This window comes from Cupriavidus pauculus (assembly GCF_022179805.1).
Lineage (GTDB): Bacteria > Pseudomonadota > Gammaproteobacteria > Burkholderiales > Burkholderiaceae > Cupriavidus > Cupriavidus pauculus_E.
Window position 1 is genome coordinate 17,220 of the sequence record NZ_BPUO01000002.1, and the last position, 13,858, is coordinate 31,077.

15 protein-coding genes and 2 tRNA genes are annotated in these 13,858 nt (G+C 62.9%); 6 read left to right on the top strand and 11 right to left on the bottom strand.

The features are described from left to right. Window positions 1-28: 28 nt before the first annotated feature. The 3 genes from lpxO to MFF62_RS03670 all read right to left on the bottom strand — a co-directional run bounded on the left by lpxO (window position 29) and on the right by MFF62_RS03670 (window position 2,824). Window positions 29-931 carry a lipid A hydroxylase LpxO gene (gene lpxO / locus MFF62_RS03660; RefSeq protein ID WP_238260201.1) on the bottom strand — a complete coding sequence of 301 codons (903 nt, stop codon included), beginning with the start codon at window positions 929-931 and terminating at the stop codon, window positions 29-31. 132 nt (window positions 932-1,063) lie between these two features. Continuing rightward, window positions 1,064-1,375, bottom strand: a complete 312-nt coding sequence (locus MFF62_RS03665) for a hypothetical protein (protein ID WP_238260203.1) — start codon at window positions 1,373-1,375, stop codon at window positions 1,064-1,066. Window positions 1,376-1,411: 36 nt separating this feature from the next. After that, on the bottom strand, window positions 1,412-2,824 hold the full coding sequence (locus tag MFF62_RS03670) for a DUF2252 domain-containing protein (RefSeq protein WP_238260205.1): 1,413 nt from the start codon (window positions 2,822-2,824) through the stop codon (window positions 1,412-1,414). 254 nt (window positions 2,825-3,078) lie between these two features. Here MFF62_RS03670 and MFF62_RS03675 point away from each other — a divergent pair, with 254 nt between their 5' ends. The 3 genes from MFF62_RS03675 to MFF62_RS03685 all read left to right on the top strand — a co-directional run bounded on the left by MFF62_RS03675 (window position 3,079) and on the right by MFF62_RS03685 (window position 4,924). Next, complete coding sequence (locus MFF62_RS03675; protein WP_238260207.1) at window positions 3,079-3,366, top strand: hypothetical protein; 288 nt, start codon at window positions 3,079-3,081, stop codon at window positions 3,364-3,366. A 48-nt stretch (window positions 3,367-3,414) separates the two neighbouring features. Then, on the top strand, window positions 3,415-3,678 hold the full coding sequence (locus tag MFF62_RS03680; RefSeq protein WP_238260209.1) for a hypothetical protein: 264 nt from the start codon (window positions 3,415-3,417) through the stop codon (window positions 3,676-3,678). 166 nt (window positions 3,679-3,844) lie between these two features. Then, entirely contained in the window at window positions 3,845-4,924 is a 1,080-nt protein-coding gene (locus MFF62_RS03685; RefSeq protein ID WP_238261191.1) for a retropepsin-like aspartic protease, read from the top strand. 62 nt (window positions 4,925-4,986) lie between these two features. Here MFF62_RS03685 and MFF62_RS03690 read toward each other — a convergent pair. The 4 genes from MFF62_RS03690 to MFF62_RS03705 all read right to left on the bottom strand — a co-directional run bounded on the left by MFF62_RS03690 (window position 4,987) and on the right by MFF62_RS03705 (window position 6,165). Further along, window positions 4,987-5,063: transfer RNA gene (locus MFF62_RS03690), tRNA-Met, on the bottom strand. Between the two features lie 123 nt (window positions 5,064-5,186). Next, the gene (locus MFF62_RS03695) at window positions 5,187-5,432 is read right to left on the bottom strand and encodes a hypothetical protein (protein WP_238260211.1); all 246 of its coding nucleotides are present in this window, start codon (window positions 5,430-5,432) and stop codon (window positions 5,187-5,189) included. Window positions 5,433-5,596: 164 nt separating this feature from the next. After that, entirely contained in the window at window positions 5,597-5,875 is a 279-nt protein-coding gene (locus MFF62_RS03700) for a hypothetical protein (RefSeq protein ID WP_238260213.1), read from the bottom strand. Between the two features lie 213 nt (window positions 5,876-6,088). After that, a tRNA-Arg gene (locus MFF62_RS03705) sits at window positions 6,089-6,165 on the bottom strand. 125 nt (window positions 6,166-6,290) lie between these two features. Between MFF62_RS03705 and greB the strand changes: the two genes are divergently transcribed. Next, window positions 6,291-6,848 (top strand): transcription elongation factor GreB, encoded by a 558-nt coding sequence (greB, locus tag MFF62_RS03710; RefSeq protein ID WP_238260222.1) that lies wholly within the window; start codon window positions 6,291-6,293, stop codon window positions 6,846-6,848. A 58-nt stretch (window positions 6,849-6,906) separates the two neighbouring features. Here the strand turns inward: greB and MFF62_RS03715 are convergent, their stop codons facing one another. The 4 genes from MFF62_RS03715 to MFF62_RS03730 all read right to left on the bottom strand — a co-directional run bounded on the left by MFF62_RS03715 (window position 6,907) and on the right by MFF62_RS03730 (window position 11,521). Next, window positions 6,907-9,327, bottom strand: a complete 2,421-nt coding sequence (locus MFF62_RS03715; RefSeq protein WP_238260224.1) for a RelA/SpoT family protein — start codon at window positions 9,325-9,327, stop codon at window positions 6,907-6,909. A 314-nt stretch (window positions 9,328-9,641) separates the two neighbouring features. Then, window positions 9,642-9,845: a DNA-directed RNA polymerase subunit omega gene (rpoZ, locus tag MFF62_RS03720; RefSeq protein WP_006578656.1), complete on the bottom strand. Its 204-nt coding sequence runs from the start codon at window positions 9,843-9,845 to the stop codon at window positions 9,642-9,644. Window positions 9,846-9,930: 85 nt separating this feature from the next. Next, complete coding sequence (gene gmk / locus MFF62_RS03725) at window positions 9,931-10,581, bottom strand: guanylate kinase (protein WP_238260226.1); 651 nt, start codon at window positions 10,579-10,581, stop codon at window positions 9,931-9,933. A gap of 4 nt (window positions 10,582-10,585) precedes the next feature. Beyond that, a complete protein-coding gene (locus MFF62_RS03730; RefSeq protein WP_238260228.1) occupies window positions 10,586-11,521 on the bottom strand; it encodes a YicC/YloC family endoribonuclease in 936 nt (311 codons plus the stop codon). Between the two features lie 221 nt (window positions 11,522-11,742). Here MFF62_RS03730 and MFF62_RS03735 point away from each other — a divergent pair, with 221 nt between their 5' ends. Beyond that, window positions 11,743-12,834, top strand: a complete 1,092-nt coding sequence (locus MFF62_RS03735; RefSeq protein ID WP_238260230.1) for a serine/threonine protein kinase — start codon at window positions 11,743-11,745, stop codon at window positions 12,832-12,834. A 27-nt stretch (window positions 12,835-12,861) separates the two neighbouring features. After that, window positions 12,862-13,776 carry a PP2C family protein-serine/threonine phosphatase gene (locus MFF62_RS03740; RefSeq protein ID WP_238260233.1) on the top strand — a complete coding sequence of 305 codons (915 nt, stop codon included), beginning with the start codon at window positions 12,862-12,864 and terminating at the stop codon, window positions 13,774-13,776. The last annotated feature ends 82 nt before the right edge of the window (window positions 13,777-13,858 follow it).

Below are 13,858 nucleotides of genomic sequence, written 5' to 3' on the forward strand. Positions count from 1 at the left end.
GGAGAGGGTCACTGCGGCAAGCGCCTGATCAGAGGAACACGATCAGCGCGACGCCGCCGATGATCAGGCCGAACTTCGTCACGTAGTACACCTTCTTGTTCCACGCCTTGAAGCGGCGGCGATACTGGCCGCCCAGCCATACGAAGCGGAACAGCTTGTTGATGGCACCGGTCTGGTCGTTCTCGTCGTTCGGCGAGCTGGCGGCCGTCATGACCTTGCGGCCCATCCAGTGATTGACCGCCTTGGCCCAGCCAAAGCGCATCGGACGTTCGATGTCGCAGAACAGGATCAGGCGATCGGTCTCGCTGCGGTTCTCGGCCCAGTGCAGATACGTTTCGTCGAACACCACGCCCTGCCCGTCGCGCCAGCTATGGCGCTCGCCATCCACTTCGATGAAGCAGCGGTCGTCGTTCGGCGTGGACAGGCCCAGGTGGTAACGCAGCGAACCGGCAAACGGGTCGCGGTGCGGATTGAGCTTGCCGCCCGGCGGCAGCTCGGCGAACATCGCCGCCTTCACCGACGGCATGTCGCGCAGCAGCGCCACCGTGTTCGGGCACAGCGTTTCGGCGGACGGATGCTGGGCTTCGTACCACTTCAGGTAGAACCGCTTCCAGCCGTACTTGAAGAAAGAGTTGAAACCGGCGTCGTCGTTCTTGTCGGCGGCCTTGATCTTGCGCATCGCGATCAGCGCCAGGCCCTCGTCGCGAATTTGCGGCCACGCGGCGCGCAGCTTTTCCAGTTCAGGAAAGCGGTCGACCGGGATGTACGGCGTGCGCGGCACACCCGAGAACATGTACATGAAGCAGTTCACCGGAGCCACCAGCGCCGAGTGGTCCAGCATCTGACGCATGAGCGGCAGCCTTACCTTGCCGCGGAAGTGCACATACAGGATGGCACCCAGGTAGGCCGCGACGATTATCCATTTGATCACCCGAAATTCCTCCAGGACATACACCGCCCCTGTCTGCCTGCAATCGAAGGCCCCGGGCGGAAAACGCAGTATTTTAGCCAATCGGCGACGTCCACGCATGGTGTGATGCGTGGGTCGCTTGACAGTTTGCGTTCAGGATTGTCCGCGCGAGCGGCGGGAGATCCGGTCGATCAGCACACTCGCATCCTCTGCCTTGCCCTGCAACGTCAGCAACCGCGCATTGAGCACGATGTTTTCCAGCACGAGCTTGGCCGTGGACGCCCAGAGCGTGGCCAGCAACGCTTCCTGCGATAGTCCCGAGGACTCCAGTTCGGTAGACCGCTCGGCAATCAGCTTGCAGGCCACTGCGCGCAGCTTCTCGTCGTCGAAAGGCAGATTGGCGTAGTCGATGGGGTCGGCCTTTTCCACCTCCACCATCAGTTGCAGCAGCATATCTTCGGTCATGGGCACGCTCCTGGAAGATGCGGTCGGGTCAATCTGTCATACGTTGAAATCGGCGGCCATGTCGGCATCGGTGCGCGCCTCTACCCGCCCCGCGCGGCATGCGCTCACGAAGGTGTCGTAGTCGCGCTCCACCTGGTCGGCATAGGCGTTCGCGTAGCTGATCATCGATTCGGCCATGCGGTCGCTGGTACCCAGGTAGCCGCTGATTTCGGCCGCCAGGCCGCCGGCCTTGGCATGGGCGCGGGCCAGCACCCAGCCGCACACCCGGCCGTAGGCGGCCAGCATGTTGGTGTCCATCAGTTCGATGTCGGCCGAAAATTTCATGTCGCGAAGCTGGCGGATATAGAAGTGGCGGCCGAACGGACCCTTGGACCAGCCCAGGAACAGGTCGCTGGCGGCCTGCATCAGGCGCTGCCCTTCCACCACGCGGCGTCCTTCGTGCGTCACCGCCGGCGACTTGAAGTAACGCGCCACCACCGACTTCGTGGCTTCCTTCACCTGCAGGAAGAGCGGCTTGCCATGGCTGTCGATCATCAACTGGACCATGCAGCGCGTGCCAACACTGCCCACACCCACCACCTTGAACGCCATGTCGTGGAGCTTGAAATGCGACAGCAACTCGCGGCGATCCGGGGCCAGCGTCGACACGTAATCGCCAAAGCACTTTTCCACGATAGCGCGCGGATTGTCGACGCCGATCCAGTCATCGCCCGGATCGAACAGCGTCTGCGCGCCGCGCACGTGGAACACCGCCGGTGGTGCGTCGAGAATGCGCCAGCGATCGCCCTCGAACTCGGACAGCTTGGGCAACAGCGATTCGTGCGTACGCTCGGCCGCACGCTCCATGGCGCGACGGATACGTTTCTGGATCTCGGGCTCGCTCGAGGTCTCGAGCAGCCGCTCGAACGTGATGCGGTCGTACCAGGTCTCCAGGATGCCCATCTCCGCATACTCGGCCATGCGGTTGCGGTAGCTCGTGACCACTTCGAAGACGAGGTTGTCGGCCACGTCGGCGTCATGGCGCAGATGGCGCGCCGCCACCAGGAAACTGGCCACCAGACGCTTCAGGTCCCATTCCCAGGGGCCTGGACTGGTTTCGTCGAAGTCATTCAGATCGAATAGCAGCGCACGCTCGGGCGTGGCGAATCCGCCAAAATTCGACAGGTGGCAATCGCCGCAGATCTGATGAATGATGCCGGAGTTGGGGGTTCCCGCCAGGTCGTGGGCCTGCAGGATGGCGCTGCCACGAAAAAACGCGAAGGGCGACGCAATCATCCGTCCGTAGCGCAGCGGAATCAGTCGCGCCACACGTCCGGCGCTACTCTCGGCCAGCAGGCGAATGGGGTCTCGGTCGACATTGCCGATCGATTCGTGTGCGCGTCGCGGCACCTTCTGCCGCAAGGCCTTGCCTTGCTCTACCCGCTCTTCCAGCTCTGCCACGATTCCCACATCGCCTCCACGCCCGTCGGGCCCAGGACACGTCAGATTTTGTGCAGCATGTGCAACCACGCTAAGACAAGTACAACAGCTTGTCAATTTGGTGCCGCGCATTGGTGCGTCGAAGGACTGAGGCACCACATACAACGCGTCGATCACTTCTGCAAACGTCTGATAAAAATCAGACGCCGGCCTACAAAAGCGTCACAACTAACCGTGTAAGCTGTGGTCTCAATTTCGCATTGCCAACGAGAAGAGCAACATTCATGACCAAGCGATTTCTTGCTGCCATGCGTCAATACGTATGGTTCAAAGGGGTAAAGCATCATGTGGTCCAGGGCGTCGAAGCGCTGGGCGAACTGCTGAAGTCCCCGTCCGTCGCGGCCCGTGCAGTGGCCGCCATTGTTTCCGAGACCGAACACGGCGTTCAGGTGTGGGTGTCCTATTTCGGGAAGCCGATGGACCCGCATACCAACTATGTGCTGTGGCCCACACGCGCACTGCAGCCTGCCCGGCGCATCGCCAACCCGCCCCAATTGCCGCCGCGCCTGTAGTCGCGACGATCTTCTTTCAGTGTTCGTATTGTTCGCCAAGGAGCCACCATGCCCGAACCGCAACATGATGAAGCACTGGTCAACAGCTTTCTGGAGCGCATCTCGGCGTTGTCCGTCAGCGCCTTCGACGGTGCCGATGTGAACCAGGAACTGACGCAACTGATGAATGAGGCCGCGCGTGCGTGTGGCTCGGGCGGTAACCTCGCCGTCCTGACATCGCGCCTCAAAGCCCGCGCCGAAGCGGCCGAGCGTGAAGGCCAACCCCAGGTCCGCGATACGTTCCAGCGCGCGGCATCGCTGATCAAGGCCTGACCTTCCCGGCCCTCTTTCCAGACACTGATTTGTCCGACGCCCCTCCCCCATCAGGAGGGGCGTTTTTCGCTGTGGCATTCGCGCTAAAGCGATAGACATCACATGCGCTTTACGTGACCATTAAGGCCCTTCTGGCCTGACGGTACTCCGCGCCGTCCACGTGAACATGCATCGCGCAGCGATCAGGATTCTCATCGCCACGATCGTGGCTGCCGGCCTCGTATTCGGAACCATCTACGCGGTGATACGAGGGCCGGACCGCACCGACGAGTACAAGGACATCCTGACCCGGTACCGGCTTGCCGAGATGTCGCGCGAGGCTTTCAAGAATCGCGAGCTCGTGACACAGCTCGACGCCCTCAAGCGCGAACCGTGCGACAAGCAAGCCGCCTGGAAACTCTCTCACGCACTGCTGGCCAGCCAGCTGCGGCGTGAAGCCGCGACGTTGCTGACCGAATTCCCAAAACAATGTGACGCACCGAATGGCTTCCTGCTCGAGGCCATTCCCGTACTGCGATCAATCGGTGATCTGGAGACAGCCAGGCAGACCGCCGACAGGCTGCTGGAACTGTCGCCCGGCTCCGACGTGGCATTGCTGGCGCGCGCGCAAGTGCTTGGCGCCCAAAAGCAACATGCCGCGGCGCTGGCCGACTACGAGGCCATCATCAAGTCGAGTTCGGCGCCGTCGCGACTGACATCGTCGGTGTTTGTCGGCGCAGCGGAGGCGCAGTCTGGCCTCGGCGAACCGTGCAAGGCCGCGGCGTTGCTCACAGCATGGATCGATTACGATCCCGCGCGCCGCGCGTCACCGCAAGCGAAGGCGGAACTGGATCGGTACACGGAAGCTGGCCATTGCGAGGCAAGGGTCGCGCCGACTGCGGAATCATTCGCGCGCAAGACCAGCGGCGTCATTCTCGTCAGGGCGACGATCAACGGGCATGAGGGCAAATTCGTGGTGGATACGGGCGCGAGCTACGTGGCACTGAATCAAGGATTTGCCCGACGCGCTGGCGTGCCGAACACGGGCCGCGCGGTCACCATGGAAAGCGCGAATGGCCGGCACTCCGACATCCTGACCCAGGCCGACAGCGTGTCAGTGGGCAAGATGAAAACCACCGACGTGGCCGTCATCATTCGGACGAATGGGGATCTTGGAAACGGAATCGACGGCCTGCTGGGCCAGTCGTACCTGTCACGCTTTCACGTAGCGATCCAGCCTGACCGCTGGTCCATCGGGCCGCGCTGAAGCGCGAAGGAAACGCGGAAAACAAAAAGGGCCACACGTATGTGTGGCCCTTTTCGAAAACCTGGTTGCGGGGGCAGGATTTGAACCTGCGACCTTCGGGTTATGAGCCCGACGAGCTGCCAGACTGCTCCACCCCGCGTCTGAAGAAAGAGATTATGCAGCAATCCGGGGCATCGTGCAAGCTTTTATGCACCATGCATAAGAAAAGGCCCCCGGCGTGTGCCTGGGGGCCTCGGTGCGCAATGCACTCGACCATCGCACGCTATGCGCGACGCCGCAAGTTTCGGGCTGCTTCGGCCTCGATGTTCCTCACTGTCTGCGCCACATAGCGATTCACGTGATCCAGCGCTTCGAGCTTGGTATCGAACGGCTGCTGCGGAAATGGATTGTGGCGAGCAATGAGCACCTCACCGTCCTCGCGCCGAATGATCTCGATCAGGATGGCCCACTTGTCCCTGGGCAGGACGATCACTTCGTAGACAATCTTGAACCCATCGTATTCGCTCATGGCACGTGCTCCTTGTTCTGCTGCTGGCACGCACGGCGGCGCGCCTCAGTTCAAGACTAGGAGTCATGCCCCGATCCACGAATGATCTGGGTCAAGCAAAAATCAATGAGGCCTGATATGAGCCATTGCACGCGGCGCAAGGAACTTGGGCCAGCATCAAGGCTTCAGCGCGCAGGCCCCACCAGTTTGTCGATCAATGCATAGGCCGCGACGAATGCCGCCACTTCGGCTGCGTGGCGCGTGGCAAAGACATGTGCGCCGCTCGCGAGCCGCTCGGTGTCGCCGGCGTCGGATGGATCCATGCCCTCTTGCGCCACCCGCACTTCGTAGCCCCATGTCTGCGTATCGCCCACACTGCCCGCCACCGCATCGTGATGCGAGGTCACCAATACGTAGGCATCCAATCCGCGATAGCCTTCCACACGCCAGTCTTCCTGCTGCATGAGTTGCCTCCGTTGGTGTCGAACGAAATCAGTTGGAGCCAGACGATGCGCGAGCGTTCCGCCGATCCACACATAGAGGATAGACAGCCGACAGGAGACGCAACACGAGGCACAACGGAAACAAGGGAGGGGAAAAAGCGGGAAAAGCGGGGAAGAACGGAGGGGGAATGAAAAAAGGGCTTCCAGATCTGGAAGCCCTTTTCTCGTATAGGTTGGCGCGGCTGGCAGGATTCGAACCCACGACCCCTTGGTTCGTAGCCAAGTACTCTATCCAACTGAGCTACAGCCGCAACCGAGAAAAGAGATTATATAGAAGTTTTCAGTTTTGTGAAGCCCCTTGTGCGCATTTTTTCAATCGACGAGGGTCGAGCGGCGCAACTTCCTATAATCGAAGCCTCACGATGTGATCCGGAACATGAACAAGGCTTTTGTCAAAGAGTCGTCCAACGATGACGACGAAGATCTTCCCGAGGGCGCCACACCGCTGCCCGCCGGCACCAAGAACTACATCACCGCGGCCGGCTATCAACGCCTGCGCGACGAACTGATGCACCTGATCGACGTAGCCCGCCCCGACATCGTCCAGATCGTCTCGTGGGCAGCGTCGAATGGCGACCGCTCGGAGAACGGCGACTACCTCTATGGCAAGAAGCGCCTGCGCGAGATCGATCGGCGCATCCGCTTTCTGACGCGCCGCCTGGACAAGGCCGAGGTGGTCGATCCCTCATTGCAGGGCGACAACGACCAGATCTTCTTCGGCGCCACGGTCACCTATGCCAGCCAGTCCGGGGAAGAAACCACGATCACGATCGTCGGCATGGACGAGGTCGATCTCGACAGCAACCACGTAAGCTGGATATCGCCGATCGCCAAGGCGCTGATCAAGGCGCGCGAAGGCGATACGGTGCCGCTGCGCACGCCGGCGGGCGTGGAGCAGATCGATATCCTGGAAGTGAAATACCCGGCGAAGTAAGGCTGGTGAAACAAGGCTGGCGAAACCAGCGCGGCAACTAGCTTGCCGCGCCAGAGCCTCAGCCGTCGTTGCGGTCGCGGAAGATCCGGATCACGTCCGGATTGCGGCGCAGCGCGCGCATGACGTTGGCCAGGTGCAGGCGGCTCTGTACCTGGATCACGAACTGCATGTAAGTGGCTTCCTGATGGCCGGCCTGCTGTTGCTGTTCCATCGCCACGTGCGCCACGTTGGCGTCGGCGGAAGTCAGGTCGGCGGCCACGCGTGCCACGATACCCTTCACGTTGCGCACCATGATCTTGATCGACACGTCGAACGCACGCGTCGTCTTCTTGGCCCACATGACCTCGATCCAGTGCTCGGGGTCCTTGCTGTGCAGCCGCTTGGCCACCTTGCAATCCTGCACGTGGATCTGCAGCCCTTCGCCCTTGCCCAGATAGCCGACGATGGAATCGCCGGGAATCGGACGGCAGCACGCCGAGAAGATCATCGCCATGCCTTCGTCGCCGGTGATCGGCACAGCCGGGGCCTCTTCGCCCGCGAACGTCTGCACCGCGGCCAGCAGCGCGCTGTCCACGTCGCCGGACAGCTCCTGCAGCAGGATCTCCATGCGGCGTGCCACCACGGCCGGCACGCGGCGACCCAGCGCCAGGTCGGCGAAGATGTCTTCCTTGAGCTTGTTGCCGGTCCACTGGATCATGCGCTCCCACACCGACTGCGGTACCGCCTTCAGTTCGATGCCAAGCTGGCGCGCCGACTGGTCCAGCAGACGCTCGCCGAGCTGGATAGCCTCGTCGAGCTTGGTGGTCTTCAGGTAGTGCCGGATCGCCGCGCGGGCCTTGCCGGTGCGCACGAACGCCAGCCATGCCGGGTTCGGCTTCGAGTACGGCGCCGTCACCACCTCGACGATGTCGCCGCTCTTGAGCTCGGTGCGCAACGGCAGCAGCTCGTTGTTGATCTTGACCGCCACGCACTGGTTGCCCAGGTCGCTGTGCACCGCATAGGCAAAGTCCAGCGCCGTGGCACCGCGCGGCAGCGCGCGGATATGGCCCTTGGGCGTGAACACATAGACGGCATCCGGGAACAGGTCGATCTTGACGTGCTCCAGGAATTCCTGCGAATCGCCGGTCTGGCTCTGGATATCGAGCAGCGACTGCAGCCACTGGTGCGCCTGCTGCTGGATGTCGTTGGCATGGTCGGCCTGGTGCTTGTACATCCAGTGCGCAGCCACGCCGGCCTCGGCAATCTGGTGCATGCCACGCGTGCGGATCTGGAATTCCACCGGCGTGCCAAACGGGCCCACCAGCGTCGTATGCAGCGACTGGTAGCCGTTGATCTTCGGAATCGCGATGTAGTCCTTGAACTTGCCCGGCATCGGCTTGTACAGCCCATGCAGCGCGCCCATCGCCATGTAGCAGTGCATCTGCGTTTCCACGACCACGCGGAAACCATAGACGTCGAGCACCTGCGAGAACGACAACTGCTTGTCGTGCATCTTGCGATAGATGCTGTACAGCGTCTTCTCGCGGCCCGACAGTTCCGCCACGATACCGGCATCGGCCAGCGCGGCCTGGGCCGCCTCCAGGATGCGGCGCACCACCTCGCGTCGGTTGCCGCGCGCGGCCTTGACCGCCTTCTCCAGCGTGGCGTATCGGAACGGCGAGCCGACCTTGAACGACAGTTCCTGCAGCTCGCGGTAAATCGTGTTGAGACCCAGCCGGTGCGCGATCGGCGCGTAGATCTCCATTGTTTCCAGCGCGATCCGGCGCCGCTTCTCGGGCGGCACGAAATCGAGCGTGCGCATGTTGTGCGTGCGGTCGGCCAGCTTGACCAGAATTACCCGCACATCGCGCGCCATCGCCAGCAGCATCTTGCGGAAGCTTTCCGCCTGCGCCTGCTCGCGGCTCTGGAATTCGAGCTTGTCCAGCTTGGTCAGGCCATCGACCAGTTCGGCAACCTTGGGGCCGAATTTCTCGGCCAGTTCGCTCTTGGTGATGCCCTGGTCTTCCATCACATCATGCAGCAGCGCCGCCATGATGGACTGCACGTCCAGCTTCCAGTCGGCGCAAAGCTCCGCCACCGCCACCGGGTGCGTGATGTACGGCTCACCACTCTGCCGGTACTGCCCCAGGTGCGCCTCGTCCGAGAACTGGAATGCCTCGCGCACCACCGCCTGGTCCGCCGGCTTCAGGTACGCCAGCTTCTCCATCAGCCGTGTGATCGAGATGACCTGTTGCCGGGGCGGCACCGCCGGCTGCGACGTCGGACCGAAGAAGTGCCGGTATGACTGCGCCAGCACCGCGTCGATGAACAGGTCGCCGCCGGGCGTGGCGGGCACCGTTCCCGTCACGGGCTCGGCTACCAGGTCGTTGGCCAGCGCCGCGCGCGCCTTGCCCTGGATCGGGGGCACGACGGCACGTTCGCCGACGACGTTGTCGCCAAGCGGATCAGGCAGATTGGGAGCACCGGTGCGAGCTGTCACGGGAGAGGGTCCGGAACGCCTACGACCGGCAGGCGCGGACGGCGCCGGAGGCAAAGCTGGGGAAACCGGTACGGCACCGGGCAGCGGTGCACCGGGCGCCACAGAAGAAGCGGCGGCACCGGTTGGTGCCGCCGTGGCGAGCGTGCGCTTCGTAGCCGGCAACGCGCGCGACTGCCCCGTCCCGGGATGGCCCGGGGGAGCAATGGCGGGATCGTTGGGCGACGAAGGCATGGCGGCCCCTGGAATTCAACCGGATGCGCGGCTGGATGCGTACGCACGCGAAGCATGAATGACCCACGGGACCGCCCTGGCAATCAGGTCGGTACCTTCTTGAGCATCTCGATACCAACCTGGCCCGATGCGATTTCGCGCAGCGCCACCACGGTGGGCTTGTCCTTGGCCTCGACCTTGGGCGTGTGGCCCTGCACGAGCTGACGTGCACGGTAAGTCGCGGCGAGCGCGAGCTCGAAGCGGTTCGGGATGTGTTTCAGACAATCTTCGACGGTAATACGCGCCATATCAAATCCACCTTGGGATGAAACCTGTTCGACAGGCCGGTATTTTACAGCACGCCGCCGGAACCTTCCGACGGCGCACGCGCTTTCAGTGAATGCCGAGCTCGATGAACAGCTCGGCGTGACGCGCCTTTTGCGACGAAAAGCGCAAACGGGTCGCGTGAACGACGTTCTGCAGCTGCTTCAGCGCGTCCTCGAACACCTCGTTGATGATCACGTAATCGCTCTCCGAGGCATGGGCCATTTCGCTACCGGCGGCCAGCAGGCGGCGCACGATCACGTTGGGCTCGTCCTGGCCACGTTTCTTGAGGCGATCTTCCAGCGCGGTCAGCGACGGCGGCAGGATGAAGATCTCCATGGCGTTGGAAAAGCGCTTGTGCACCTGCTGCGCGCCCTGCCAGTCGATTTCCAGCAGCACGTCGTTGCCCTGGGCCATCTGCTGCTCGATCCAGACGCGCGACGTGGCGTAGTAATTGCCATGCACCTCGGCCCACTCCAGGAATTCGCCGCGGTCACGCGCGGCGCGGAATTCCTCGATCGTGGTGAAGTGGTACTCGCGGCCGTTCTGCTCGCCCGGACGCGGCTTGCGCGTGGTGTGCGAGATCGACAGGCGGATGGACTGGTCCTGCGCCAGCAGCGCATTGACCAGCGTGGACTTGCCGGCCCCTGACGGTGCCACCACCATGAACAGGTTGCCGGGATAGGCGGTATCGATGGCGGTGTGGGTCGTTTCGCTCATGATCTTATTCGAGGTTTTGAATCTGTTCGCGCATCTGCTCGATCAGGAGCTTGAGCTCCATCGAGGCATCGGCGAGTTCCTTGGCGGCGGCCTTCGAGCCCAGCGTGTTGGCCTCGCGGTTCAGCTCCTGCATCATGAAATCCAGTCGCTTGCCCACCTGGCCGCCCTTCTTCAGAATATGTCGCGTTTCATTGAGGTGGGCCTGCAGGCGCGACAATTCCTCGGCAATGTCGATGCGGATGCCGTAAACCGTGGCTTCCTGGCGGATGCGCTCGCCCACTTCCTCGCGGGTCATCGACGGCATGCCGTTCGGCGCGGCCAGGTTGAAGGCTTCCTGCAGCCGCTCGGTCAGTTTTTCCTGGTGATGGGCAATCAGTTGCGGAATCATCGGCGTCAGGCGCTCGACGATGGCCAGCATGGCATCGATACGCTCGTCCAGGGTGGCCTTCAGGGCCGCGCCCTCGCGACGGCGCGCCTCCAGCAACTGGGTCAGCGCCTCGCGCGCCGCGCCCAGCACGGCTTCGCGCAACGCGTCCTGCGACAGCTCGGGCTCCACCAGCACGCCCGGCCAGCGCAGCAGCTCGCCCATGCGCATGGTGCCCGCGTTGGCGAAGGTTGCCGCCACGGTGCCTTCGAGCGCGCGGATCTGGTCCAGCAGGCCCTGGTTCAGCGCCAGCGTGGCACCACCGGCGTCGGTGCGCTGCAGGTTGATACGGCATTCGAGCTTGCCGCGCGACAGGTCGCTCATCAGCATTTCGCGCAGCGCCGGCTCAAAGGCGCGGCATTCCTCGGGCGAACGGAAGAACAGGTCGAGAAAACGCGAATTGACAGTGCGGAATTCCACGGAAACCGAAGCCGTGCGGCCGCTGGGTTCGCCCTGGGCGTTGGTCAGCGGTGCCTGGCGGGTAGCCAGGCCATAGCCTGTCATGCTGTGGATCATCGTCGTTAATCTCGCGAAAGAGTCGAAAAATCAGGATCCGGGGCGAAACCGTACGGCACGGCCCGGCCAGCGCGCCCGGGCAGGCGGTAAATCGCCCCGAATAATCAATGGAAACCGGGAATCAAAAAGCGCGGATATTTGGCAACAGTCCCCGCCAATGATTTCTTTACAAGTGACCGATTAGACCGGAGAATCCGGGAGCAAATGAGGTCCCGAATCCTATGACAGAGTCCAAGGGCGCCAACCAACCCAAGAGCGCGCCGCTCCCTATCGGCACGCTGCTTGCCAACTACCGTATTGTAAAGAAGTTGGCCAGCGGGGGGTTCAGTTTCGTCTACCTCGCCACCGACGAGACCGGTGCTCCGGTTGCCATCAAGGAATACCTGCCGTCTTCGCTTGCCCGCCGCAACCCCGGCGAGCTGATTCCTGTCGTGCCCGACGAGAATGCCGCGTCGTTCCGGCTGGGCCTCAAGTATTTCTTCGAGGAAGGCCGGTCGCTGGCGCGTATTTCGCACCCGAGCGTGGTTCGCGTGGTGAATTTCTTCCGCGAGAACTCCACGGTCTACATGGTGATGAATTACGAGCTGGGCAAGACGCTGCAGGAGCATATCCTGCAGGCCCGGCAGCAAGGCAAGCCCAAGGTGCTGCGCGAGCGCTTTATCCGCAAGGTATTCCATGACCTGATGAGCGGCTTGCGCGAAGTACATATTCACAAACTGCTGCACCTGGACATCAAGCCCGGCAATATCTACCTGCGCGAAGACGAATCGCCGATCCTGCTGGACTTCGGCGCCGCGCGGCAGATCCTGACCATGGAAAACGCGCGCTTCCAGCCGATGTACACCCCCGGCTTCGCGGCGCCCGAACTCTATGGCAAGCATTCCGAGCTGGGCCCGTGGACCGACATCTACAGCCTGGGCGCCACGCTGTATGCCTGCATGGCCGGCATGCCGCCGCAGGAGGCCAACCAGCGCGAGAAGGAAGACCGCATGGCCGAATCCTTCACGCGGCTGCGCGCCACGTACACCAACGGACTGGTGGACCTGGTGGAATGGTGCCTGCGCCTGACGCCGTCGGAGCGCCCGCAGAGCGTATTCCGGCTGCAGAAGGAGTTGCGCGACCAGAGCAATGCGCTGGGCGAGCAATCGGCCGCCTCGGCCGCGAGCAACCCCGCGACCGCGCCGGTGACCGAGCGCATGAACGCCACCAGCCGCTTCATGACATTGCTGCGCCGCCGCGAAGACAAGTCCATCGACAAGCAGACCGCCGTCAAACCCGTCCACGCCGAAGAAACCGGCCGAAGCGGCGACTAACGCACGAACCCGACACGAATTACCGCAATGCGATTCTCCGTCTACCAGGAAAGCCGGAAAGGCGGCCGCCGGATCAACCAGGACCGCATGGGCTATTGCTTTACGCGCGATGCCCTGCTCATGGTCCTGGCCGACGGCCTGGGCGGCCACGCCTTTGGCGAAGTCGCCGCGCAGCAGGCATTGCAGACGCTCGCCCGCCAGTTCCAGTTGCAGGCCCGCCCGTCGATCCGTAATCCGGCCGATTTCCTGCAGGATACGGTCATGCTGGCCCACCGCGAGATCCACCGCTACGCCGAGGCCAACAAGCTGGCCGACGTGCCGCGCACCACGGTGGTCTGCTGCCTGATCCAGAATGGCCAGATCCACTGGGCACACGCCGGCGACTCGCGCTTCTACCTGATGCGCAAGGCCGCGCTGCTCACGCGCACACGCGATCATTCCAAGATCGAGAACCTGCTGCAGCAGGAGCGTGTGCTGCCCATGGAGGTGGCCAACCATCCGGAGCGCAACAAGCTCTACAACTGCCTGGGTTCGCCCAACCTGCCGCTGATCGATATCGGCGGCCCGGTGCGGCTGGAGCCGGGCGACGTGGCACTGCTGTGCTCGGACGGCTTGTGGGGCGTGCTCGACGAGAAGGTCATCGTCGACAAGGTCACGCACCTGTCGGTGGTCCATGCCATTCCGGACCTGATCGAACAGGCGTTGGCCAACGCTGGCGAAGGTGCCGATAACACCACAGCCATCGCGATGATGTGGGAAGCCGACGCCACGGTGACCAACGAAGAGGCCGTGCTGACCGATACCCTGCCGCTAAACGCGTTCACCACGTCGATCCTTGAGCGCACGGGCACCGAGACCGATCTGCTGTCCGAGGAAGAGATCGAACGGTCGATTGCCGAGATCCGCGCGGCCATCGACAAGACCTCGAATCTGATGCGCTGAGGGGGTCCGGCGGGAGACGGCGGGCGCACGATGTGCCCGCCGGCGTTAGAATCGCGGTCTCACCCGATTCCAACGAAAGATT

Coding starts and splice junctions, on each gene's coding strand:
- MFF62_RS03735 (WP_238260230.1), top strand. CDS start 11,743: ATGACAGAGTCCAAGGGCGCCAACCAACCCAAGAGCGCGCCGCTCCCT.
- greB (WP_238260222.1), top strand. CDS start 6,291: ATGAACAAGGCTTTTGTCAAAGAGTCGTCCAACGATGACGACGAAGAT.
- MFF62_RS03680 (WP_238260209.1), top strand. CDS start 3,415: ATGCCCGAACCGCAACATGATGAAGCACTGGTCAACAGCTTTCTGGAG.
- rpoZ (WP_006578656.1), bottom strand. CDS start 9,845: ATGGCGCGTATTACCGTCGAAGATTGTCTGAAACACATCCCGAACCGC.
- MFF62_RS03730 (WP_238260228.1), bottom strand. CDS start 11,521: ATGATCCACAGCATGACAGGCTATGGCCTGGCTACCCGCCAGGCACCG.
- MFF62_RS03700 (WP_238260213.1), bottom strand. CDS start 5,875: ATGCAGCAGGAAGACTGGCGTGTGGAAGGCTATCGCGGATTGGATGCC.
- MFF62_RS03675 (WP_238260207.1), top strand. CDS start 3,079: ATGACCAAGCGATTTCTTGCTGCCATGCGTCAATACGTATGGTTCAAA.
- MFF62_RS03685 (WP_238261191.1), top strand. CDS start 3,845: ATGCATCGCGCAGCGATCAGGATTCTCATCGCCACGATCGTGGCTGCC.
- MFF62_RS03665 (WP_238260203.1), bottom strand. CDS start 1,375: ATGACCGAAGATATGCTGCTGCAACTGATGGTGGAGGTGGAAAAGGCC.
- MFF62_RS03740 (WP_238260233.1), top strand. CDS start 12,862: ATGCGATTCTCCGTCTACCAGGAAAGCCGGAAAGGCGGCCGCCGGATC.
- gmk (WP_238260226.1), bottom strand. CDS start 10,581: ATGAGCGAAACGACCCACACCGCCATCGATACCGCCTATCCCGGCAAC.
- MFF62_RS03695 (WP_238260211.1), bottom strand. CDS start 5,432: ATGAGCGAATACGATGGGTTCAAGATTGTCTACGAAGTGATCGTCCTG.